Genomic DNA, 20559 nt, shown 5'->3' with positions numbered 1-20559 from the left:
TGTAAATGAAGCTTATTGCTCAAATGCCGTTACCACGGGACGGATGAAACATAAAATGTGAAGAGAATAGTAGAAGGAATGATTTCCCATTTCTTGTTTGAGGAGGAAATTGGCCATGCAGAGAAGGCTCCGATCCAAGACAAGGCATCGGCCTCAGGCAACCATTAAAAATAAACAAGTGAGCATTAGAAATCACCAGTTGCCAGTGGTATCTGTCATTATACCTGCTCTGAATGAGCGAAGAACGATAGAAGCAGTCATACGTGAAGCGGCTCGTGTTCATCCGAGTACGGAAGTTATTGTTATAACCAATGGCTCCACAGATGGTACAGACAGGATAGCTAATAGACTTGGAGCTATCGTCATTCATGGAGAAGACCCATTAGGGCATGATGTGGGACGATTTGTTGGAGCCAAAGCGGCAAAGGGGAAAGTACTATTATTCATTGATGGCGATATGGTTATTCCATCATTCCAACTTGCACCGTTTGTTAGGGCGGTTTTATCTGGTGTAGATGTTGCACTGAATGATTATAGAGGACCTATTCATCAGATACCGGTGCATCGTGTGATATTGTCCAAGCACGCATTAAATGTCATGTTGGGACGTGCTGATCTAAAGGGTGCTTCACTGACGACTGTTCCTCATGCAATTAGTCGAAGAGCTTTGAAGGAGATAGGTGCAGAGTCTTTAACTATTCCTCCACTTGCTCAAACGATAGCGGTATCCAAGGGGTTGAAAGTAAAGTTAGTTCATTCTATACAGGTCGGGAAATTAAATCCTCGTCGCGTAAAAAAGAATGAAGTTGATCCCTTAGAAGCAATGATAACAGGAGATCATCTGGAAGCCATTAACTGGTTATTGAAACAAAAGGGATCTCGCGCGGGTTACTCGGATCTAGAGCGGAAGCGGGATAAGGTGAGGTGAGAGATGAGAAGGAAGCGAATGGCTGACAAATCACGAATTGAGTTGAGGAGAAGAACGAGATACATTAAACGGCACTGGCATCAGCACAAAGATGAAGCTCAGCTGTTGAATAACCTTCGTGCGAATGAAAACATGAATGAAGGATTGAGTGTATTAACACATTCTGCATCCGTAGTGATATCAGTATGTAACGAAGATAAGACCATAGGGCTATTATTGCAGGAATTGGAAAAGCTACCTATTTCTCAAATTGTGATTGTGTTAAATGGTTGTACAGATCAGAGCTTTCAGGTCGTAAGAAAAAGCTCGAAGGCAATCATCATTCACTATCCTGATCGAATAGGTCATGATGTAGGAAGAGCAGCAGGAACGAAATTGACGAATACGGATATTGTTCTTTATGTGGATGGGGATATCGTCATTAATGCACGTGAACTTATGCCGTTCTTGATTGCTGTAGATCAGGGAGTAGACGTTGCGTTAAATGATATTTCTGCATGGGTTCCTCCCTTTTACCGGCAGGATAGTGTAACACGTTGTAAAATTTTCCTGAATCGAGTATTAAATAGAGATGATCTGAAGGCAAACTCACTAACAGCGGTACCACATGCATTATCACGGCGTGCGATTCAAATGGTAGGGGTAACGTCCTTGATCGTTCCTCCGAAGGCTCAAGCCCTGGCTATTATGAAAGGACTTAAGGTAGCTTGCGTCCACCGAGTTGATGTGGTGAACCATAATCGTGTGAGAGCTAGAAATATAGGCCTAGATAATGAAGTTACTCACCTCATTATGGGGGATCATATGGAAGCATTAAGTGCGGTCATGGAAATGACAGGTGTCAGGCTTCAATTGCCAAATGAGTCAAGATCTCAACTTGCGATGCGGAGGAATCTAATATGAGCGTGACTAGTATTATCATTCCGACGTTTAATGGATTACCCTTGTTAATTTCTTGTGTAGAGTCTATTCGTATATATACTGATTTGCCTTACGAAATCATTGTGGTTGATAACGGATCGAGTGATGGTACGTTAGAGTATTGTCGAAATGAAAAGATTATATTCATATCACTTCCTAATAATACTGGTTTTCCGATTGCATGTAATCTAGGAATGTCGGCTACGTCTGGAGACCAAATTCTTTTGCTGAACAATGATGTGATTGTATCAGATGGATGGCTAAAGAATATGCTTAGTGCTTTGTACAGCGACGATAAAATCGGGATTGTAGGTCCTGTAACTAGGAATGTGAGTGGTATACAAAAAGTGGCATGTGACTATGAAGATATGCAACAATTTCACGCATTAGCAGGGCAATGGAACATCCCAAATTGTTCAAAATGGCAAGTTGTGGATCGAATCGTAGGTTTATGTTTCTTATTTCGTAGGGAACTCATGGATACGATTGGCATGCTGGATGAACGTTTTTCACCAGGGCACTTTGAAGATGATGATTATTGCTTTCGTGCACGATCAAATGGATATAAATTGTTAATGTGTGGTGATGTTCTTGTTCATCATGAAGGAAGTGTTAGCTTTAAGAAAAGATATCCAGAAGGGTGGCACGATCTTGTCGTAAGAAACCATCAACTATTTATCGATAAATGGAATGTGGATCCTTATGATTTTTTATTGCCTAATAAAGAAGAAGATGGAACGTAAAAGTTCACTTATTAGTAAAAAATCAGGAACCGTCCCATGACCTCAGCATATGCTGTAGCAAGCATGCGCTAGGAGGTGCATTATAATGAGGATGATGAAGAAGAAGGTACAGTCCAGGTTAAAAAGAACACGTGCTTTACGTAAAGTAAGCACGAGGGTGTTGAAATTAAAGAAGTATAAAAAATGGAATTCTCGATATTATCGATTGGTCAAATCAACTAGAAGAAAACGACAGGCTTTACTTAGTAAGAAAAAACGCCTTATCCCAATACCTAAAATTGCTTCAGTTCCAGTAGTACCCGTTCAGACAGCTACTACTGAGATTGGTAAGGGTTTATCAAACAGTAAAAGTTACGATGAAGCATATAACAAAGGCTTTAATACTGGATTTGCCCAAGGATTCGAAGATGGTAACCAGTTAGGATATAAGTCTCAATAGCGCTTTTGTGATAAGGCTGCATTCGTGCAGCTTTTTTGATATAAAGATTCTCTAACCAAGTGCGACGGAGCTAGACAATTTGTTATATGTATTAAAAAAGGGAAAAATGTATTTTATTTGAATTAGAAACAAAACCTTTCCAGCATAGCACTGAGTGGTAAAGAGCATTCTATATGATGTTAACATTAGAGTTTTCAACATCATAAGGAGGCGTTAGAGTGCGAGCAAAAACAACTAGTTTGTCCTTACTATCTGCAACACTTCTTCTGGGAATGACGGTGACTGGATTAACAGGGTGTGGGACAACGAAAACAGACAATACTGTAGGTACCAAGAGTATGAAATCTGCCAGAAATTTAACCAATGATGTTAATCGATACGGTACGAGATCTGTGAACGATGGTATGCATACACGTAGTAATACCACGATGGGTAATTTAAGGCATAGCCAAGCAATTTCGGATAAAATCGCTAAATTGAAAGATGTTAACTCAGCAAATGTCATGTTAACAGACCACAGTGCTTATGTTGCTGTATCGATAAATGATAATAATACTTCTTTACGCGGTACATCAACAAACCTGAATGGGGCACGAGGCACAGGAATTAGTAATCTAGGTAATGATGGAAACATGATGGGGGCTGGAGCACCATCAATAACAGGTACAGGTATGGGTACTACTGCTAATGATAATATTAACAGTGGTTATGGAACAGTTGGGAACCAAAGCAATGGTTTAATGCGAGGGTTAACAACTACTCCTACACCGAGCGGTGATGTCGTGAACGATAAGGATCAGTATATGACTAAAGAAGTGAAGGACAAAATTGCTGATCTCGTTAAGAAGAGTGATCCTAGCGTAAAAAATGTATACGTATCAGCGAACCCTGAATTCGTGGATCGCGTTGGTAATTTTGTAACAGATGTGTCTAATGGTCATCCAATTAGTGGGATTGTGAATGAATTCCAAACATTGGTTAATCGAATCTTCCCAACTGCATCAGGAACCAATGTGACTAATGAACCTGTAAACAGTTTGAACAAGATGGGGCGCTAACCCAGTACAAGTTGAAATAAATGAAATGCCAAGACTCCTGAGATAATGACTCAGGTGCCTTGGCATTTTTCTATTTCTTCATGAACATGATTCTATCGAAATCAAATGTGAGGTGATAGGATAACAATCGAATAAGCCTAATTTTATGTATTCAAAGCACCATTACCCCTTGCTATTCATAGAATGAGTTGACTGTATCCCTTTACCTTGTTATACCATAAAAAACCCGAGCAAGGAGGGGTGACACCATTGAAGGGAAACGAGCACAATAGCAAATTTTTGTTGACCCACCGTGAACGTGAAGTTTTTGAACTGCTCGTTCAGGACAAAACGACACGCGATATCGCCGGGCTATTATTTATAAGCGAAAAAACGGTGCGGAACCACATCTCCAATGTTATGCAGAAACTCAATGTTAAAGGCCGTTCGCAAGCTGTAGTTGAGTTGATCAAGCAAGGCGAACTCATTATTTGAATCCTGCCTTCAAAAAGCACCCTCGACCTTCTGACTGTGTCTTCTTTTCCTTTGAGGAAGACATAGAGGAAGGTTTTTTTGTCATATTATCATATCGATATGGTCTGAAATACCTTAAATTAAAATATACAAAATATAACCTTTAGTGTAAAATAGCATTAATTATGGTTGCATAGGTGTGACTTATAAGGACAACCTCTTCTTGTTTGTGAATTAATTCGCAAAGATATGAATGAGAAGCGTAAGAGATTTATCAGACGTATTAGACAGAATATGGAGGCAAGAGAGATTATGGAGAGAAGACAGACGACAAAGGTAATGATGTTATTTATGCTGATGGTTCTTATCAGTGCACTTGCGGTTGGATGTAGTTCATCGAAAGACAAGGAATTGAATGAGGCAGAAGGTGGGTCTTCATTAACGTTGGGGTTGTTACCTTCAATCGATGCCATTCCGTTTCTAATTGCCCATGAACAGGGTTTTGATAAGAAACATGGTGTGAATCTGGATATCCAGACGTTCAAAAGTGCGAAAGACCGTGACGTAGCATTTCAAGCGAATAAGTTAGATGGAATCAGCGCGGATTTAATTGCTATTGCCATTTATAATGAGGCTGGTCTGGATGTGAAAGTGACTAGTACAACCTTTGGAGAATTTGATTTATTAACAGGAAATGAAGAAATACAAGAAGTTAAGGATTTAAAAGGAAAATCCGTTATTCTATCTAAGAATACATCTACAGAATATACAGTTGCGACGATGCTTAAAAAAGCCGGGTTGACTGAAGCAGATATTAAGGTTACAGAAGTACCACAGATACCGACAAGACTAGAGTTGTTAAAAAATAATAAGGCAGATGCAGCTATTTTGCCAGAGCCTTTTGTTACGATGGGCCGATCAGCAGGCTTGCGCGTACTAAGCTCAACGAAGGATGCTGGAGTGAACCCATTTGTTCTAGCGTTCCCCCAAGCGATCATAGACACGAAAGAACGAGGTATTAAGGCCATGTATGCGGCATATGATGATGCCGTGTCTTATATGAAATCTCATGAACAATCGGAATACATGGATCTCATTATTAAAGAAGTAGGTTATCCAGAGAGCCTGAAGAATGATATCGTCGTGCCTGATTACCTTCCTGCGAATCAAGTGAACGTACAAGAGGTAGAAGCGGCTTTTACATGGGCGAGAGAAAAAGGATTACTCAGCAAAAATATATCGCCTGAAGAAGTGATCTCTGATGTCGCCTTCAAGAAATAGTGGACTTCATATTAAGGAGCTTTCCGTTACATATAAGGATGGGCAATTGGCGCTTGGTCGTGTCAATTTATCGGTACCAGAGCATAGCATTTACACCATTCTTGGTCCTTCGGGTAGTGGGAAATCAACCTTATTACGTACCATTGCGGGCTTAATTAAAGAATATCAGGGAGAAATCCTCTTTGATGGAATATCCGTCCATACACAAGAACCATTGATCGGACTCGTACCACAAAGTTACGGACTTCTTCCTTGGAAAACAGTTCATGCAAACATAAACATGGCGATGAAGATTAGTCATCCGTATAGAAATCAAAGACAGAGTCAAGAACAGCAGATCCAACACTGGCTTGCAGCAATGGGTATTGCTGACTTAGCTAAGAGATACCCATTGTCGCTCAGTGGAGGTCAGCAGCAGCGTGTAGCGATCGCCAGAGCCTTTGCACTTGAGCCAACGATCATGTTGCTGGATGAACCCTTTTCTGCGCTAGATGCAGTCACACGTGAAACGATACAACGGCTCTTTTTAGAAAATTGGATCGCTCATCCGGCGACAACGTTATTTGTTACACATGATGTGGAAGAGGCTATTCTGCTTGGAGAAAAAATAATCGTAATGCCTTCAAACAAGGAAAATCATCAAGTATTGATTGATAATGATCACGTATTTCGTATTAAACATGAGGACAAGCGGGATAGTGACGATTTCTTTCAACAGACAAAGCGGATTAGAAAGGTAATACAAGAACAATGGTGAACAATAAGAAGAGCCATCATGTGTTAAGACTGTTACTCGTATTTGTCAGTATGAATGTGATCTGGTATATCGCATACGTACTTATTAACCATTCGATTCTTCCAAGCCCGCTCGCTGTATATTCCTCTATGGGTCATTTGGAAGGAAAAAAGGTATGGCTTGATGTATGCTACAGTTTATTTCGTATTTTTGCCGGTGTATTGTTGGCTTTAACGATTGGAATGTCCATCGGATTGCTTATGGGGCGATCTCGAATATGGAATAAGCTTCTTGATCCGGTTGTCTATTTGACGTATCCTATACCCAAAATAGCCTTATTACCTGTGGTGATGTTATTTTTTGGGCTTGGTGAGACATCCAAAATTCTGATGATCATGTTGATTGTACTCTTTCAAGTCATTATATCTGTACGTGATGGCGTAAAGGCAATTCCAGACAGCACATACGATGTATTAACAAGTATTGGTGCAAGCGCATTACAGAAATTCTGGCATGTAACATTACCTGGTGCTTTATCCGTGATCCTCAGTACGATTCGTATTTCGTTGGGTACGGCCATTTCCATACTTTTTTTCACAGAAATCTATGGAACAGAGCATGGCATGGGATTTTTTATTATGGATGCCTGGTTAAGGATGGATTATACAGAGATGTATGCTGGCATTATGCTGTTTAGTCTGGTGGGATTTGTATTATTTCTATTGGTGGACTATCTTGATTACAGATTTATGAAGTGGCGGAATTAATTGTTTATCACGAAATAAAAAGGGATCGATTTCCATGGGTTACTATCTACCCAAGGAGTCGGTCCCTCTTGTTTATTCCATTAAATATTTATTGACCTAGTTGTTTATCAGCTTCAGCGATAGGATTCTCATCGCTTTTCTCTTCATTCTTACTGCTCATGAACCAACCAACAACTGCAATCAATATGAGTACAATATAGAAAGTTAATTTCCAAGCTGTGCTATGTGCAAATGATTCAGGTAGTACACCGAGTGAAGGATGAGCAAGTGTAATGATAGATAGCTTTACACCTACCCAACCAACAATGACGAAAGCAGCAATTTCTAGTCCAGGACGGGAATGTAGCAACTTAACGAAATAAGATGCTGCAAAACGCATGATGATTAATCCGATTAATCCACCTGCAAAGATCACAAGGAATTGTCCACCATCTAATCCCCCGATATGTCCGATTCCACTTGGAGGTAATGCTACTGCAAGTGCTACTGCAGCTAGAATAGAATCAACGGCAAAGGCAACATCCGCTATTTCGACTTTGATTACTGTAATCCAAAATCCAGATTTCTTTTTCTCATTACTACCTTCAATAGCTTCATCCGTTTTAGGTTTGGTAATGAGCTTTCTGAAAATATGATTCACAGCGATAAATAATAAGTAAAGGGCTCCAATAGCTTGTACTTGCCAGATATCGACTAGGAATGAGATGATAAATAGTGAACCGAATCGAAGGACAAATGCTCCCATAAGGCCATAAAACAATGCTTTTTTTCTTTGCTCATCAGGCAGATGCTTCACCATAATAGCTAATACCAGTGCATTATCTGCTGCGAGAAGCCCTTCCAATCCTACAAGTACGAGAAGAACCCAACCATACTCCAATAATAATCCTAAATCCATTTCTTCTCCCCCTTAGTGTCTTTAGTATGTTTCAAAAACTATAAGAAAAACGTCAATTGACGTACTTTCAACGATAAACATTAAAAAAGACCTTTACCAAAGAGGTGAAATCCTTCTAAAAAATCAAAGGTTTTCCCAATTTGGTAAAGGTCTCGCTAACAATTGTGAAATGACAATTGCCAATAAAGCCGGAGAAACATCTCTCGTATTGACGACTTTATTTAAACAGCTACTCCCCTTTACGGGTATATATATAATTAGCTTATATGTTAGAATAATATAGAAAAATCATATATTTATTTAGGGTTATTGTCAATAGAAGATAATAAATTATTGGGAAGTAGGTCATTATACATAGTGAACATACCGGAAATAACTACTTGGGAATTTGGGATCAGCCAAGTTAAAATATCGATGTCATATCCGCTACGATGGGTGAATAGTTATGTGCTACACAATTCATCGGGTATCGTGATTGTTGATCCAGGACCACGTAATAGCGTAACAGAAGATGAGTGGAAGAAAGCACTTGATAAGTTAGGTTATACACTCGAGGATGTAAGTGGAATATTTGTGACTCATCATCATCCCGATCATTATGGATTGGCGGGTTGGTTTCAATCTCAATGTGGGGCTCAGGTATACATGTCTCAAAGATCCTATGATGAATCGCTTCTTATGTGGGGAAATGACACCGATATCAACGTTAAATTAACGCTATGGTTGCAACAGCACGGATTGCCTGATGAGTTAGCAAGTCAGATTGAGCAACATTTACTTGATTTCATCCCTCAGGTTTCACCGACGCCTGATATTACAATAGTAGAAAGAGGAAGTTACCTGAAATTAGGTGGTCTTTCATGGCTAGTTATAGAGACTGGGGGTCATGCGCCAGGACATCTTTCTTTATATAATGAAGAACTTGGTATTATGATGTGTGGTGATGCTGTATTACCACAGATTTCACCGAACGTCAGTCTCATTCCAGGGAGTGATCCTGACCCTCTGTATAGCTTTATGAATGGCTTGATGAAACTTAAGCTATATGAGGTCAATCAAGTCTTTCCGGGGCATAGGCATCCCTTCTCTATGTTTCATAAACGAATAGATGATCTACTAGCGCATCACGAACAGCGGTTAATTGAAGTCGAGAAGCTTCTCGTTCAATCTCCGCAAAATGGGTTTGAGATTTGTACTTCCTTATTTCCTAAAAAACTGTCTCTTCACCAAATGAGGTTTGCTATGTGTGAAGCACTGGCTCATCTACAGGAATTGGTGCGTCGTGGTAAAGTACAATCATCCGTTTCGATGTTGGATGGGGCAACCATCTTTAACACAACTCCTCAACCTCCAAATTAACTTTAATAAGAAAAGTCGTATAGAAGTTGATCCATGGGACGCTAGAAGGCTATGTTTTTCTACATTAAGTAGAAGAATATAGTCTTTTTCTTTGTTTGTCTTTGGATTAAGCCAGAATATACTAATCTACTAGTAGATTAGCATAAACAAATCTATCACCGATTTCATAATATATATTAATCCAGAAGGAAAGGAGGAGATCAAAATGTCAAGAAGAGAAGTCGAATGGGTAAAGAAAACGAAGGTTTCTGTCAGAACTCGTATTAAAAACAATCCGAAGAATATCAATAAGAACAAACTCATTAATTTTGACCCTGATTTTACAGAAGCTAGTTCCTATGGATTGGGGATCGCTGATGGTGACATCGACTAACCTATTAGTAGATTAGCGTTGACAGCTTTCAGTGGAATCAATACTCATGGAGGAGGAGCACACCATGTCAAGAAGAGGATTCAAAGCGGTAAAGAAAACGAAGGTTTCTGTCAGAACTTATATCGAGAATAAACCTAAGAACATCAACAAGAACAAACTGATTAATATTGATCCTGATTTTACGGAGGCTAGTGCATATTATGGCGGTTTCGGTGGGACTGTTTAATCAAATCATCATTTCTAGTCTAGCATCCTTTGATGACCTACATTCAAGAGGATAGGAGGAACACAACATGTCAAGAGAATTCAAAGCAGTTAAGAAAACGGAAGTTTCTGTCAAAACGCGCATCAAAAACAATCCGAAGAATATCAACAAGAACAAACTGATTAACTTTGACCCTGATTTTACAGAAGCATATAGCGGTGAAGGTGGCGGCATTAGCTAACTTTCATATTATGCTACACAAAAACAAAAATTTAGAAGGGAGGAACTAACCATGTGTCATTGTCATCCATGTAGAAGAAGAAAATCTCGCAGAGTTGAGAAAAGATCAACTAAACTGACTAGTAAAGTAAGAGTGAATGTCAAGATTACTAACAAACCTAAGAATATCAACAAGAACAAACTGATTAACTTTGATCCCGATTTTACGGAAGCTTATGCTGGTGGATTGTTGCTACCAGTAATTCCACCAGTAACACCATAATAACAAGCACGCAAGAATAAGGATGAATCCTAATTCCAAGAAAGGAGGAATAACTATGTGTCATTGTCATCGGTGTAGAAAGATAAGACATCTTAAAAGAAAATCTCGTAGACTTAAAGAAGAAAATAAAATGCTAATGAAACTCATTAGTAAAATAAAAGTGAATGTTAAGATCATAAATAAACCTAAGAATATCAACAAGAATCTTCTTGTAAATATTGATCCTGATTTTACAGAAGCTTATGCAGGCGGTGGTGTAGTTCCACCAGTAACTCCATAGTACCAAACGTGTAGCGTAGGTAGCTATGTCATCAAATATAACGAGTAAGGATGCTTTAGAGTCCTTACTCGTTTTGTTTTTTGTTGTAATCACATCAGGGTTTAGCATAATCGCAATCGTAATGCTACCACAAGATTACTCAGGTCTTCCTTTTGCAAGAGGATCGAATTTATTATGTTCTTCAGCGTAGATAGCTTCTATCTCAGCTTGTTTCCGGTGGGCAATACGACTGCTAGCTGCCGCAGCAACTGCACCAACGATATCATCTAGGAAGGTATGAACTTGTCCAGAGGATTTATCATTGAGTCTTTCTAATACACCAGGTTTTAATTTGTCTACATATCCATAATTCGTAAATCCGATACTTCCATAGACATTGACGATTGAAAAAGCCAATATCTCATCCACACCATAGAGTCCTTCGTCATTGACTAGCATTTCCTGTAATGGGGAGATTAGCTTACCCTCTTCTGCTAATACATCTAATTGTATTCCCGTTAGGACAGCATTCTGGACTTCACGTTTGCTTAGGACCATCTCAACATTATGCACGCATTCCTCCATTGTAAGCGTCGGATAGTACTTTTTCTGGAGTAACATGACGAGTTCAGCAATTTCAAGAATAGTGACTCCTCGTTTATGGAGCCATTCGAAGGTTGCATCTGAAACGGCTTTACTATTTAGACAATATGGATTGCGTACATCGCTCATAGCGCTACACCTCATTCTTTGTAATGTGATGGAAATTTTCATTTACAGTTATTTTTTAGAAAAGAGCTCGTATATATACTAGTACAAACTATATCTAAAATCGTTAGGGAGGTACATAGATTATGTCAAAAAAAATGAATATTCGTAACATCTCTGCCGTTGGCTTATTGGCTGTTCCTATTATATTGTCTGGGTGCGGAGGGTTTACTAAACAATCGATGGATATTGATCCACCGCCAGCTCAAGTTGAATCGGAAATGCTGCAGGCTATGAATGGTAGTGTCACGCCGACTCCTCAGGGTACGGCTATGACACCAACATCGACCGTTTATTTAGCAGATCAATATGGACTTTTGGCTCCAGTGTCATTAGGATTACCACCTTTAGAGAATAAGGATAACATGCTCTTGCGTCAATCCCTTGAAGTGATGGTCAAAGACGGACCTTATGCAGCATATCTTCCAGAAGGTTTCACGGCAGTATTACCCGAAGGTACTGAGGTGAAGACGGTCACAATCGAGAAGCAGAAGAAGCTCGCGGTGGTAGAATTTAATAAATCGTTTACTGAATATGAAGCCCAGAACGAACGAAAAATGTTAGAGGCGGTAACGTGGACACTTACTGGCAATACTAATATCAATCAGGTTCAATTCTGGGTAGATGGCGAGAAGATTACTGAGATGCCTCTACAACATACGCCACTCGATCAACCTCTCGGACGAAGCATGGGAATAAATTTGGAAAAAGGGAACGGGGCAACGTTTACCCGCTCTAGCGCTGTTACGGTGTATTTCTCATCTGAATCTCCAGCAGGCGTACAATACTATGTACCTGTAACTAGGCTAGTGGAACCTGGACAGGATACATTAAAGGCAGCACTTAATGAGCTCATTCGTGGTCCACAACTAAGAGGTGGCTTAGAGCAGGTTATGACATCAGCTACTTCCTTAGAGTCAGTGAAGACGGCCAAAGACGGGACAGTCACAGTATCTCTCAAAGAGGACATGTTTATTAAAGGAGAGAAGATTCCTTCCCAATTACTACAGTCTGTCGTGTTAACTGTTACAGAGAATGTAGGGAGTAACAAAGTACAAATACAAATGAATGGTGATACTAAAGTTGTAAGTGATGATAATCAAAATTACAGTAAGCCGGTATCAAGACCACAATATATTAACGAAATACCAATTTAAAAGAAGGTCCTCCTTCAAAAGGTGCTTTTATTCCTACACTTTGATAAAATAAGGTTTGCAAAATAGGGACGCTAAGATGTAGGAGGCAGATAATAGTGAGATCAAACGGACGCAATAACGATCAACTTCGTACAATGAATATAACGACAAACGTAAATAAATACGCGGAAGGTTCTGTGTATATAGAAATGGGAGATACCAAAATACTCTGCACAGCAACGGTGGATGAGAAAGTACCCCCATTCTTAAAGGGCCAAGGAAAAGGTTGGGTAACAGCAGAATACTCTATGTTGCCAAGAGCCACTCATTCTCGTAATCAACGTGAGGCAAATCGTGGTAAGCTTACTGGTCGTACTATGGAAATTCAACGCTTAATTGGAAGAGCCCTTCGTTCCGTAGTGAATTTACACGCTTTAGGTGAACGTACGATCACACTCGATTGCGATGTTATTCAAGCTGATGGAGGTACGCGGACGACTTCTATTACGGGTTCTTTTGTAGCTCTGTGCATCGCGGTGAACAAGATTGCACAACAGCATAAACTGCCTGTATTCCCAATTACTGACTATTTGGCTTCCGTTAGTGTAGGAGTTGTTGGTGGACGCACGTTGCTAGATCTAAATTATGAAGAAGACTCCAAGGCTAAAGTAGATATGAATTTAGTTATGACCGGAAGTGGACAATTCGTTGAGTTACAAGGAACGGGTGAAGAAAGTCCATTCTCACGTGAGGAGTTAGATTCATTACTTCAGATCGGGGAACAAGGTATCCGCGATATTATCGCATATCAACAAGAAGTTCTTGGTCCGATTGCCCTATCTATTGGTTCTGGCACAGTAGGAAAAGGAGTCTAGCATGAAGTTAGATCAAGATATCGTCATTGTTGCGACGAAGAACAAAGGGAAAGTCAGAGAATTTGAACATGCTTTTGCGCAGCTGGGCAAGCAAGTGAAAAGTATGTTTGACTATTCTGATATACCAGATGTTATAGAGGACGGACTTACTTTTGCAGCTAATGCACTGAAAAAAGCTAAGACGGTTGGAGATAGCTTAGGACTCCCCGTTCTTGCGGATGATTCAGGTTTATGTGTAGAGGCATTAAATGGACAACCGGGTGTGTACTCTGCTCGTTATTCGGGTGAGCATGCGACCGATCAGTTAAACAACGAGAAGCTATTACAAGAGTTGGTTCAATTAAGGATGGGTGAAGATACAGAGCAGTCTCTGTTAAGTCCTGCGAGCTTTGTTTGTTCATTGGTGTTATATAACCCTTCTTCCGGAGAGCATATTGAGACTTCTGGTTCTGTGGCAGGATGGATTACTTCAGATGTAGCGGGCGCTGGGGGATTTGGTTACGATCCACTTTTCTATCTTTCTCAGTATGATAAAACAATGGCTGAGCTGTCATTAGAAGAGAAGCAGTCTATTAGTCATCGTGGGATAGCTTTACGGAACTTAATCGCGCAATTGAAGAAATGAATGGATGAATAAGAATGAACTTTGTGTCCATCAAGTAAAAAAGGTGCTACCCCCTCGGGGCAGCACCTTTTTTATTTAGCGAATCGAGACATGGTAAGTGCGAAGCCAATAATCGACTTGTGATAAATAGGAGAATAACTGTGGTCCTGACAATAATTGACCGAACCAAGGCAAGTTAGAAGACGCATCTGAAGAAGCAGCTATTTCTCGAATTTTGGCAACATCAATGAGTGGGAGAAGTGGAGAAGACGGATCATCTAATATGGTGAGTAGCTGTTGTTTCACAGCGGACAAGAAATTGGGATTATGTGTTTTAGGATAAGGGCTTTTTTTACGATATAGAACATCATCAGGGAGTACACCTTCTAACGATTTACGAAGAATACCTTTCTCACGATTTCCGGTCATTTTGATGTCCCAAGGAATATTCCATACATATTCTACTAGGCGATGGTCACAATAAGGGACACGTACTTCTAGACCAGCCCCCATACTCATACGGTCCTTACGATCCAATAGTGTAGGCATGAAGCGTGTAATATTAAGGTAAGACATGACTCGCATCTGAGCCTGTTTGGTAGTTTCTCCTGCAAGTTTAGGAACTTCATTCACAGCTTCAGAATATTTATCGCCTAGGTAATCAAGTGGAGAAATCCAATTCCTAATTTCAGGTGATAACAGACCTGCTCTCATTTCAGGAGCAACAGCCCAAGGGAATGTTCCTGAATTTAACATATCATCACGGTGAAACCAAGGATATCCGCCAAATATTTCATCAGCCGCTTCACCAGAGAGAGCGACCGTAGCCTCTTTTTTGATCTCATGGCAGAATAACAGAAGAGAGGAGTCCACATCAACCATTCCTGGTAAGTCACGAGCCCTTGTTGAGGCTTCAAGTGCACCTATCAACTCTGGCGTATCGATCTCAATGTAGTGATGTTTGCTCCCAAGCTCGTTTACCATTCGTTCTATCCAAGGGGCATCTGCTCCGGGTTGAAATGTGTGAGACTTGAAGTGCTTATCATTATCTACATAATCAACGGAATAGGTGTGTAGTGGGCCTTGCCCTGAACGACGATAATAGTCTACGGCTAATGCAGATAACGCGCTAGAATCTAATCCACCGGATAAAAGTGTACATACCGGAACATCAGATATTAATTGACGTTCGAGGGTATCTTGAAGAATTTCTCTTAAGCGGATTGCTGTAGTTGCCTTATCATCTTCATGTACATGGCTTTCTAACTTCCAATAGGCGTAGGTACGAAGCCCATTACGATTAAAGATCATGGCATGCCCAGGCCGAAGTTCGTTTACATTGCGGTATATCCCATGTCCTGGTGTTCGAGCGGGTCCAATTACAAAAATCTCTGCTAATCCTTCAGGTCCAACAATAGGTTCGACTTTTGGATGTTGCAGAAGTGCTTTGGGCTCGGAACCAAATACAAGCGTCTCATCGATATGACTATAAAATAGTGGCTTAACACCAACTCGATCGCGCGCAAAAAAGACTTGTTGCTGCACACTATCCCATATAGCGAAAGCAAAGATACCATTGAAACGATCTACACAATCAGGTCCCCATTCTATATAAGACACCAACAATACCTCAGTGTCGCAACGCGTACGGAACTGATATCCACGATTGCGTAGTTCTTTCGTAAGTTCTGCAGCATTATATAGTTCGCCATTATATACAATGGCGTACACATCATCTTCTTGATGTACGATCATAGGTTGAGCACCATTTTCTGGGTCAATGACACTCAGTCGTCGATGTCCGAAAGCACAAGGATTTGAGATCCATGTTCCAGATGCATCAGGTCCACGTTTATCTAAGCTGTTGGTCATTTGGACGAGTAATTGCGAATCCTGCGTTAAATCGCCGCTCCACTGTATAAATCCTGTTATTCCGCACATAACGGTTCATCCTCTCTTTGTCGGTTGACCCTATCTGTCCTTTCTTTTTACCAAAGTCATATAGAATATGCCGAAGGAAGGCATAAAATGTCTGTCCTTTAAGGAAAACTATAGATGAGTACAATGCACGCAGAGTCGAACAAAGGGGGAAGTTGTCGTGAATAAACATAAGTATTTTGTATCCGTGCATGGAAGATCTGTTCTAATGGCCAGGGGTGCGACGACTTATGAATGGGAAATCGAAGCGACAGAAGATGAGGCCCAGGAGATCAGAAATTTGATGGGATTAGTAAAGGAAAAAGAAGAAAATGCATTTCTTGGATTTGTGTTTCCTTGGCCAGATGAGCCAGAGCGTGTAGTGAATGTGACATATCAGAATGCACTAGATGACGTATATCAAAGGATTTATGAGTACGGTTCGATCGATACTCGAAAGCAGATGAAGGAATCAGGTGTGAACGCATTTCTCAATTCATATGACGGTTAGTTACAATCTATCCCATCCAAATAATATAACTCATATTCGATCCCCGGTATCACCATACTAAACGTAGGGAGTAGGAGGTGATATGAAGTGGCTGAGAAATTCAAGAAAAATAAAGGTAACAAATATGCGCATAATAATGAATTTGCTGAAGAAGTAGTAGCTAAGAATGCAGCTATGCATACAGAAGATAAAACAAATTGGCGTCGTGGTAATAAGTAAGAAATACGCTTATTGAGTAGTGAAATAAATAAAAATAAAATAAGTATTGATTTATTCTGGGGATGCGTTATAATAAATAACGCACCCTTTTTAAATGATATTAATTTTAAATGTCATCTAAGATTGTGTCTCAGTAGCTCAGCTGGATAGAGCAACGCCCTTCTAAGGCGTCGGTCGGGGGTTCGAATCCCTCCTGGGACATCACACAAAAAAGTTCTCCTTTATGGAGAGCTTTTTTTTTCGTATTAGGGGATGAGAACCCCAAAAGGGGCGTCGGAGCATAATCATTGTTAGCGACCAAAGGGAGAGACTCCCTCCCGGGATATACAATCTTGTTGACGCACCTGATATTTGTGCAAAATGTAGTTGGATATGTGCATTGAGATCGTTCTATGGAAAGAATACAATGAGAATCAGGTAAAATGTGATAATGATTATCATTGATTATATAATGATTTCATTACAACGAATAGTAACTAGGGGAGTGAGCAAATAATATGGCGGTCGAAATAATAGGAAGTATACGAAAGATACGTTGGCTGGTCGTACTGCTGGCGATTATGGTAAGTTTGGCAGGCTGTGGCGATGCAAAGGAAACATCGACGAATGAAGGAGAAAATAAGCAAGAGACTAGTGTTACAAGAAAGGTTAATGATGCTTTTGGTGAAGTAGAAGTTCCTGTCAAGCCGCAAAGAGTAGCAGGTATTTACTTAGAGGATTATATGTTGGCGTTGGGTGTGGAACCGATTGTGCAATGGTATCATCCGAGCTGGGGTAAACAAGATTATTTAGGAATGACGGATGTTCCGTTATTCGATATTACCGGCAGTTTGGAGGCTATGCTTGAAAATAATCCTGACTTAATTATATTGAATGGGGGAATGGATGATAGTTATCCATTGTATTCCAAAATCGCTCCTACTTATCGCTTGCCTGATGAAGTAATTGGAAATGCAGAAGAAACGCTAAAAATAGTTGCTGATTTACTCGGCATTCCAGAGAAGGCTACTAGTGTATTAGAAGCATATAAACAGAAAATTACCACTACAAAAGAGAAGTTGGAAGAGGCAATTGGTCGTGAGACGGTTGCGGTCATTCGTCTGGATGTCGGGGACAAGCCGGAGCTGCGTCTGTTCGGTCTGAATAATGCATATACAGGCAGTATTTACAGAGACCTTGGTTTGGAGCCGTTCCCGTGGGTGAAGAACATCGAGGCCCACGATGTTATTTCACAAGAAAAAATACCAGAGCTTACTGCTGATCATATTATTATCTTCCCCTCTGATGGTACATGGGACTCCAAGTCCAATGAGAAGGCGGTTGCCCTGCTTAATGACCCTTTATGGAAAAACATTCCTGCTGTCAAAAACGGCCATGTTTATCAACTAGAACGATCGCATTGGCAATCAGGGGCGATTACAGCGAATTCGATGAAAATGGATGATTTGCTGAAATTCTTAGTGAAGTAAATAGCTTTAGAAAGACAAATAAGAAAGTTCTTTAGATTTTATTGAAGAGCTTTCTTTTTTACGTTACACTTGTAATAATGATTCTCATTATCAAAGGAGGAGGCATGATGAGTAGCGAGGTTGTATCTTCCTGCTGCCCGTCCATCATTTATATGATGACAGGCATCCGGTATCTCCAATTGGACGAAATGAGTAGTGAGGAATTTATTGGGGCTGAGGAGTATATGCTGTTTGCTGTTGCGGATGGCATAGCAGAAATAGATATTGGGCATGGTACTCAGGAAATTGTCAAAGCAAGTCTGGCTATTGTGGAACCAGATCAAGTCATTCATATCCATACATATAAAAACAGTATCTCATTCTACGTTATTACGTTTAAAGCGATTCGGATTCCAGATTTGAATACCTCGGAGCATAAGTATAAACAACAGCCTGCTATGTTTCCATATAAGGGTATCTGGAACCACGTACCGTTCGCACGGTGCATTGATTTGCTGGAGGAGATCTACTTACATAGTCAAGATAAAGAAGAATTCATGCGGTATCTCAATCATGTGCGGTTTGGGGAATTCCTTCGCTATATGCTACAGCAAAATAGTAGCATGTCCCCTGTACGGGATTTGAAGAGTGCTGTGAAAAGCTCAATCGATTATTTAAGTAATAACTATGCTGTGCAAGTGACAGTGGCGCAGTTGGCTGCGGATGTAAATGTGTTCCCATGGCAATACTCGCAAATGTTCAAGGAGCTTACAGGTCAAATTCCACTTAGTTTTGTAAATAAACTACGGATCGACCATGCGAAGCAGCTACTCTTAAAAACAGAAGATCGAATTCATGAGATTGCCCAACATGTAGGCTTTAACAATGAATTTTATTTTAACCGCCGCTTTAAGAAGTCGGTCGGTGTGGCTCCAGGTCAGTATCGTAAACAACTGCGAAGTACGGTGCGTGTTGTGTCTCTATATATGGAAGATTTATTGATCACATTAGGTGTTATTCCTGTTGTGCAATGGTCTCATCCCGGATGGGGGAGGCAAGAATATCTTGGACTGAAGCATGTTCCGACATTTAATGTTTTACAAGATAGCTATGAATCACTTTCAGAGTACGAGCCAGATCTAATTATTGCACGTAGAAGTGATTACGAGCTTCGTACGAATCAATATGAGCAATGCAAGCAATTCATGTATACCGATGTCATTATAGATGATGATATGGATGTGTATACAACATTACGAACATTAGCGGAACGGTTGGGACGGGTTGATCAGGCGGAGTATGCCATTCAACAATATGAGGATAAACTATCCAGGGCGAGAAAATTATTGTTTGGCTCAATGAGGAATCAGACGTATGCTTTTCTGCGTATTACAGCAGATTACATCAGCGTCGATCAGAAATATACGAAGCCGTTTTTATGGAAGGATTTAGGTATATCTCCCCATCCGATGGTACAGGCGTTAACACATGAAGTAGGTAGACAAGGTGTGACGTGGGAATGGTTGAACGGGTTAGATGCGGATTATATTTTCTTCGCGTTCGATAAATGGCATGAAGACGTAGCAGGTTCAGAAAGGCAGCAGATTGATCATCCCATGTGGCAAACAATTCCCGCCGTTCGAAATCGTCGTGCGTTCGAAGTTGATTTTATGACATGGATGAACCGAGATCACCTCCTTGCCAATAGCAAAAAAATTGATGACGTTCTGAGAATGCTCTAGCGCAATAAAGGTTCAAAACTTCCGAAATGAAGAAAATACCGGTGAATAACCAAGAACCGCTGTATACGAATACGGTACGTACGTTGGTGTGAGAGGAGTCGGCCGGGTCCCATCCGATTGAGCCATATATCTGATCTGCTGAAGTATATTAAGCTTAGGCATAAGTGTTCCTAAGATATATACATCACCAGAACTGCGCTGTTCCATACCTATTAACATTTTTACTGACGTGTTGAACGGAACAGAAATGATACAATGTTCGTCGTTAATTATGATAATATGATCCCCTCTCCATAATGAACGAGTACGCCCCCCACTCATTAATATAATACGGAATAAGGAAACTAAGAATCTTTTTAGATGAATGAAAGACAGCAAATAAACCCCCAAGTCCAGAGGGTTTATTTGCCGTTCACA

At 40.3% G+C, this 20559-nt stretch carries 26 protein-coding genes and 1 tRNA gene; 23 read left to right on the top strand and 4 right to left on the bottom strand.

Translation table 11 applies throughout. The features are described from left to right. The first annotated feature begins 115 nt into the window (after nucleotides 1–115). The 9 genes from PBAT_RS00380 to PBAT_RS00340 all read left to right on the top strand — a co-directional run bounded on the left by PBAT_RS00380 (nucleotide 116) and on the right by PBAT_RS00340 (nucleotide 7326). Nucleotides 116–928, top strand: coding sequence for a glycosyltransferase family 2 protein (locus tag PBAT_RS00380; RefSeq protein ID WP_084402738.1), 813 nt, complete (start codon nucleotides 116–118; stop codon nucleotides 926–928). A gap of 3 nt (nucleotides 929–931) precedes the next feature. Then, nucleotides 932–1831 (top strand): glycosyltransferase family 2 protein, encoded by a 900-nt coding sequence (locus PBAT_RS00375; protein WP_248912393.1) that lies wholly within the window; start codon nucleotides 932–934, stop codon nucleotides 1829–1831. Further along, nucleotides 1828–2592 carry a glycosyltransferase family 2 protein gene (locus PBAT_RS00370; RefSeq protein ID WP_068645780.1) on the top strand — a complete coding sequence of 255 codons (765 nt, stop codon included), beginning with the start codon at nucleotides 1828–1830 and terminating at the stop codon, nucleotides 2590–2592. The genes PBAT_RS00375 and PBAT_RS00370 overlap by 4 nt, the downstream gene beginning before the upstream one ends. An 85-nt stretch (nucleotides 2593–2677) precedes the next feature. Next, nucleotides 2678–3031: a hypothetical protein gene (locus PBAT_RS00365; protein WP_068645779.1), complete on the top strand. Its 354-nt coding sequence runs from the start codon at nucleotides 2678–2680 to the stop codon at nucleotides 3029–3031. A gap of 218 nt (nucleotides 3032–3249) precedes the next feature. After that, nucleotides 3250–4089 (top strand): YhcN/YlaJ family sporulation lipoprotein, encoded by an 840-nt coding sequence (locus tag PBAT_RS00360; RefSeq protein WP_068645778.1) that lies wholly within the window; start codon nucleotides 3250–3252, stop codon nucleotides 4087–4089. Nucleotides 4090–4338: 249 nt separating this feature from the next. Continuing rightward, on the top strand, nucleotides 4339–4563 hold the full coding sequence (locus PBAT_RS00355) for a helix-turn-helix domain-containing protein (RefSeq protein WP_068527177.1): 225 nt from the start codon (nucleotides 4339–4341) through the stop codon (nucleotides 4561–4563). A gap of 273 nt (nucleotides 4564–4836) precedes the next feature. Continuing rightward, complete coding sequence (locus PBAT_RS00350) at nucleotides 4837–5823, top strand: ABC transporter substrate-binding protein (RefSeq protein ID WP_248912392.1); 987 nt, start codon at nucleotides 4837–4839, stop codon at nucleotides 5821–5823. Next, entirely contained in the window at nucleotides 5804–6580 is a 777-nt protein-coding gene (locus PBAT_RS00345; RefSeq protein ID WP_068645776.1) for an ABC transporter ATP-binding protein, read from the top strand. Before PBAT_RS00350 ends, PBAT_RS00345 begins: the two co-directional genes overlap by 20 nt. Beyond that, entirely contained in the window at nucleotides 6574–7326 is a 753-nt protein-coding gene (locus tag PBAT_RS00340) for an ABC transporter permease (RefSeq protein WP_068645775.1), read from the top strand. The genes PBAT_RS00345 and PBAT_RS00340 overlap by 7 nt, the downstream gene beginning before the upstream one ends. An 88-nt stretch (nucleotides 7327–7414) precedes the next feature. Here PBAT_RS00340 and PBAT_RS00335 read toward each other — a convergent pair whose 3' ends face one another. Further along, entirely contained in the window at nucleotides 7415–8224 is an 810-nt protein-coding gene (locus tag PBAT_RS00335; protein WP_068645774.1) for a TerC family protein, read from the bottom strand. Nucleotides 8225–8581: 357 nt separating this feature from the next. Between PBAT_RS00335 and PBAT_RS00330 the strand changes: the two genes are divergently transcribed. The 6 genes from PBAT_RS00330 (at nucleotide 8582) to PBAT_RS00320 (ending at nucleotide 10943) form a co-directional block, all read left to right on the top strand. Continuing rightward, nucleotides 8582–9583, top strand: a complete 1002-nt coding sequence (locus PBAT_RS00330) for an MBL fold metallo-hydrolase (protein ID WP_149466381.1) — start codon at nucleotides 8582–8584, stop codon at nucleotides 9581–9583. Nucleotides 9584–9788: 205 nt separating this feature from the next. Beyond that, on the top strand, nucleotides 9789–9956 hold the full coding sequence (locus tag PBAT_RS25065) for a hypothetical protein (protein WP_157091282.1): 168 nt from the start codon (nucleotides 9789–9791) through the stop codon (nucleotides 9954–9956). 64 nt (nucleotides 9957–10020) lie between these two features. Beyond that, on the top strand, nucleotides 10021–10182 hold the full coding sequence (locus PBAT_RS25060; protein ID WP_157091281.1) for a hypothetical protein: 162 nt from the start codon (nucleotides 10021–10023) through the stop codon (nucleotides 10180–10182). A gap of 67 nt (nucleotides 10183–10249) precedes the next feature. Continuing rightward, nucleotides 10250–10402, top strand: a complete 153-nt coding sequence (locus PBAT_RS25055) for a hypothetical protein (protein ID WP_157091280.1) — start codon at nucleotides 10250–10252, stop codon at nucleotides 10400–10402. Nucleotides 10403–10453: 51 nt separating this feature from the next. Continuing rightward, nucleotides 10454–10663 carry a hypothetical protein gene (locus PBAT_RS00325; RefSeq protein ID WP_068645773.1) on the top strand — a complete coding sequence of 70 codons (210 nt, stop codon included), beginning with the start codon at nucleotides 10454–10456 and terminating at the stop codon, nucleotides 10661–10663. A gap of 130 nt (nucleotides 10664–10793) precedes the next feature. Next, nucleotides 10794–10943 carry a hypothetical protein gene (locus tag PBAT_RS00320; RefSeq protein ID WP_157091279.1) on the top strand — a complete coding sequence of 50 codons (150 nt, stop codon included), beginning with the start codon at nucleotides 10794–10796 and terminating at the stop codon, nucleotides 10941–10943. Nucleotides 10944–11078: 135 nt separating this feature from the next. Here PBAT_RS00320 and PBAT_RS00315 read toward each other — a convergent pair whose 3' ends face one another. After that, on the bottom strand, nucleotides 11079–11654 hold the full coding sequence (locus PBAT_RS00315; RefSeq protein ID WP_068645771.1) for a phosphatidylglycerophosphatase A family protein: 576 nt from the start codon (nucleotides 11652–11654) through the stop codon (nucleotides 11079–11081). Between the two features lie 122 nt (nucleotides 11655–11776). Between PBAT_RS00315 and PBAT_RS00310 the strand changes: the two genes are divergently transcribed. From PBAT_RS00310 to PBAT_RS00300, 3 genes are all read left to right on the top strand, one after another. Further along, the gene (locus PBAT_RS00310; RefSeq protein WP_068645770.1) at nucleotides 11777–12847 is read left to right on the top strand and encodes a GerMN domain-containing protein; all 1071 of its coding nucleotides are present in this window, start codon (nucleotides 11777–11779) and stop codon (nucleotides 12845–12847) included. Between the two features lie 92 nt (nucleotides 12848–12939). Further along, a complete protein-coding gene (gene rph, locus PBAT_RS00305) occupies nucleotides 12940–13701 on the top strand; it encodes a ribonuclease PH (protein WP_068645769.1) in 762 nt (253 codons plus the stop codon). A gap of 1 nt (nucleotide 13702) precedes the next feature. Beyond that, entirely contained in the window at nucleotides 13703–14326 is a 624-nt protein-coding gene (locus tag PBAT_RS00300) for an XTP/dITP diphosphatase (RefSeq protein WP_068645768.1), read from the top strand. A gap of 75 nt (nucleotides 14327–14401) precedes the next feature. Here the strand turns inward: PBAT_RS00300 and asnB are convergent, their stop codons facing one another. Beyond that, the gene (gene asnB, locus PBAT_RS00295) at nucleotides 14402–16246 is read right to left on the bottom strand and encodes an asparagine synthase (glutamine-hydrolyzing) (protein WP_068645767.1); all 1845 of its coding nucleotides are present in this window, start codon (nucleotides 16244–16246) and stop codon (nucleotides 14402–14404) included. Nucleotides 16247–16403: 157 nt separating this feature from the next. Here asnB and PBAT_RS00290 point away from each other — a divergent pair, with 157 nt between their 5' ends. The 5 genes from PBAT_RS00290 to PBAT_RS00275 all read left to right on the top strand — a co-directional run bounded on the left by PBAT_RS00290 (nucleotide 16404) and on the right by PBAT_RS00275 (nucleotide 20142). Then, nucleotides 16404–16733 (top strand): hypothetical protein, encoded by a 330-nt coding sequence (locus tag PBAT_RS00290; RefSeq protein WP_068645766.1) that lies wholly within the window; start codon nucleotides 16404–16406, stop codon nucleotides 16731–16733. Between the two features lie 87 nt (nucleotides 16734–16820). Next, nucleotides 16821–16952 (top strand): hypothetical protein, encoded by a 132-nt coding sequence (locus PBAT_RS26145; RefSeq protein WP_276326507.1) that lies wholly within the window; start codon nucleotides 16821–16823, stop codon nucleotides 16950–16952. 127 nt (nucleotides 16953–17079) lie between these two features. Beyond that, a tRNA-Arg gene (locus PBAT_RS00285) sits at nucleotides 17080–17153 on the top strand. A 296-nt stretch (nucleotides 17154–17449) separates the two neighbouring features. Next, the gene (locus PBAT_RS00280; RefSeq protein ID WP_068645765.1) at nucleotides 17450–18421 is read left to right on the top strand and encodes an ABC transporter substrate-binding protein; all 972 of its coding nucleotides are present in this window, start codon (nucleotides 17450–17452) and stop codon (nucleotides 18419–18421) included. A 107-nt stretch (nucleotides 18422–18528) separates the two neighbouring features. Then, nucleotides 18529–20142, top strand: coding sequence for an AraC family transcriptional regulator (locus PBAT_RS00275; RefSeq protein ID WP_068645764.1), 1614 nt, complete (start codon nucleotides 18529–18531; stop codon nucleotides 20140–20142). A 12-nt stretch (nucleotides 20143–20154) separates the two neighbouring features. Here PBAT_RS00275 and PBAT_RS00270 read toward each other — a convergent pair whose 3' ends face one another. Beyond that, entirely contained in the window at nucleotides 20155–20463 is a 309-nt protein-coding gene (locus tag PBAT_RS00270) for a hypothetical protein (RefSeq protein WP_157091278.1), read from the bottom strand. Nucleotides 20464–20559: the final 96 nt, after the last annotated feature.

This window comes from Paenibacillus antarcticus, from assembly GCF_001637225.1.
Taxonomy (GTDB): domain Bacteria; phylum Bacillota; class Bacilli; order Paenibacillales; family Paenibacillaceae; genus Paenibacillus_AQ; species Paenibacillus_AQ antarcticus.
The sequence above is the reverse complement of the archived record's forward strand: the minus strand, read 5'-3'. Positions and strand labels throughout refer to the sequence as shown.